The organism is Longimicrobium sp. (assembly GCF_036554565.1).
In the GTDB taxonomy this organism is placed as follows: domain Bacteria; phylum Gemmatimonadota; class Gemmatimonadetes; order Longimicrobiales; family Longimicrobiaceae; genus Longimicrobium.
Genome location: NZ_DATBNB010000252.1, coordinates 1 through 2,310 on the forward strand (window position 1 = coordinate 1; position 2,310 = coordinate 2,310).

The following is a 2,310-nucleotide window of genomic DNA, read 5'->3' on the forward strand; positions in this document are numbered from 1 at the left end:
GTTCTCGGGGGGCGGCGCCTTCGCGGGCGGGGTCAACCTGTTCAAGGACGGCCGGTACGTCGACCAGAACGCCGACGTACCGCTCGCTTCGGGCGTCGAGGCGCGCCTGATCGAGGCCGAGGCGCAGCTGGCGGCCAACCCGAACGATGGTGCGTGGCTGGCCACGCTGAACACGCTTCGGGCGTCGGCTTCCACGCTGATCCCGCTGCTGTACCCGTCCATCACGGACGCGATCAAGGCCTCGTTCCCGCAGACGCTGGCTCCGCTGACGGACCCGGGCACGGCGGCCGGCCGCGTGGACCTGCTCTTCCGCGAGCGCGCGCTGTGGATGTACGTGACGGGCCACCGCCTGGGCGACCTGCGCCGCCTGATCCGTCAGTACGGCCGTTCGGAGTCGACGGTGTTCCCCACGGGCACCTACTTCTACGGCCCCGGCGGCGTGTTCGGCAACGACGTGGCGCTGCCGATCCCGTTCGCCGAGATCAACAACACGCTGTACGACCCGGCCAAGTGCAACGTGGACCAGGCCTGATCCAGGCCTGACCCGCGGTACGCGGCAGGACCGATCGCCGGAAGGGGGTGCCGAGATGTTTTCGGCACCCCCTTTCACGAGGCTGGACAAACGCGCCCGGCCCGCGTAGGCTACAGACAGCGCATTCCCCGCGGCCACGTCCGGCACCCCGCCGGCGGTACAAAAACGAACGCTGCCTCCAACCCGGAGCGCACCCCATGCTGCGTCACACGTTTCTCCACGCCACCCTCTGCCTGGTCACCGCCGCCGGGCTGGACGCGCAGGTCGTCCGCGGCCGGATCGTGGACCGGGCGACGATGGCGCCCATCCCCACGACCGAGGTGACGGCCGTAAGCGCCGGCGGCCGGCGCATCGGACGGACGATGTCGGATTCCGCCGGTGCCTTTTCGCTCGACCTGCGGAGCGCGGGCAGCTACCGGCTCGAGGCCCAGCGCATCGGCTACCGGACCGTGACCAGCCCCGGCTTCGACGTGGGCGCGCGCGAGGCGCTCGAGGTGGACCTGCACATGTCGGTGGAGTCCATCAACCTGGACCCGCTGGTCATCCACAGCCGCTCCGAGCCTCCGCACCTGGCCGACCTGGAGCGCGCGGGGTTCTATGCCCGCGAGCGGTCGGCGCCGGGGCTGTTCCTGAGGCGGGACGACATCGCTCGTACCCGCGGGGCGCGGATGTCGGACGTCCTGGGCACCGTTCCCGGGGTGCGGAGGGCCACCATCCAGGGCCGCGCCGGCGTGTCGCTGGGCCGGTCCGGGGGAACGGGCCGGGCGTGCCCGCCCGCGGTGTTCCTGGACGGGATGCCGGTGGTGAGGGCCGAGGGCATCGACGACATCATCCACGTCGCCGCCATCGAGGCCATGGAGGTGTACCGAGGACCGAGCCAGACACCGCCGCAGTTCGCCGGGCCGGAGACGGGGTGCGGCGTGATCGTGATCTGGAGCCGGCGAAAGGCGTAAGTGAAATCGCGGCAGCGCCGGCGCGCCCGGCACTGCCTTCCATCCCTTTTCGGAGAGCCAAATGCTACGCACCATCCTTGCTTCCACGCTCGTTCTTACCGCCGCCGGGTGCGCGGCTTCTGCCGAGCCCGCGACCACCCGGGGTCCCGAACGGGTAACCCGCAACACGACGGTGATCACCACCGTCGACGCCGGGGGCGGCTCCCGGGTGACGCCCGTCACCACCACCAGCTACGCGGCGATGGCGGAAACACAGATCGCCCGCGCGCCCGACGCCGTGTTCAGCGTGCTGGGAGGCGTGTACCAGGACCTGGGCATCACGATCGGCACGATCGACGCGCCGAACCGCACCACGGGCAATACCCAAGTGCGGGCGCGCGGGCGCCTGGGACGGGTGCCGCTCTCCACCTACCTGGACTGCGGGAACACGGGGCTGCAGGGCGCCGCCGCGAACGCCTTCCCGATTCGCCTGTCCGTTCTTTCGTCCGTGACCCCCGAGGGTGACGGAAGCCGCCTGCGCACGGTGGTGGAGGGTGTGTACACGAGCGCCGAGGCCAGCGGCACCGTCGCCTGCACCAGCACGGGAGAGCTGGAAAGCGCCATCGCCCGGGCCGTGCTGGCACGCGCCACCGCGAGCTGAAGCCGGCGAGGGCGCGGGATCGGCCAGCGAAACGAGGGCAGCGCCGGCCGACCCCCGCACCTGCCTTCCACCCTTTCCGGAGAACCAGATGCTACGCGCCATTCTTGCTTCCACGCTCGTTCTGGCCGCCGCGGCGTGCGCGACGGCCGCCGAACCCACGACGACCCGGGGCCCCGAGAAGGTGA

2 protein-coding genes and 1 pseudogene are annotated in these 2,310 nt (G+C 71.3%); all 3 read left to right on the forward strand.

The window, feature by feature from the left end; all coding sequences use genetic code 11:
* A pseudogene (locus VIB55_RS06805) lies at nt 1–532 on the forward strand (hypothetical protein); the annotation flags it as partial.
* Nucleotides 533–729: 197 nt separating this feature from the next.
* Nucleotides 730–1,485 (forward strand): carboxypeptidase-like regulatory domain-containing protein, encoded by a 756-nt coding sequence (locus VIB55_RS06810; RefSeq protein ID WP_331875918.1) that lies wholly within the window; start codon nt 730–732, stop codon nt 1,483–1,485.
* Nucleotides 1,486–1,546: 61 nt separating this feature from the next.
* A complete protein-coding gene (locus VIB55_RS06815) occupies nt 1,547–2,125 on the forward strand; it encodes a hypothetical protein (RefSeq protein WP_331875919.1) in 579 nt (192 codons plus the stop codon).
* Nucleotides 2,126–2,310: the final 185 nt, after the last annotated feature.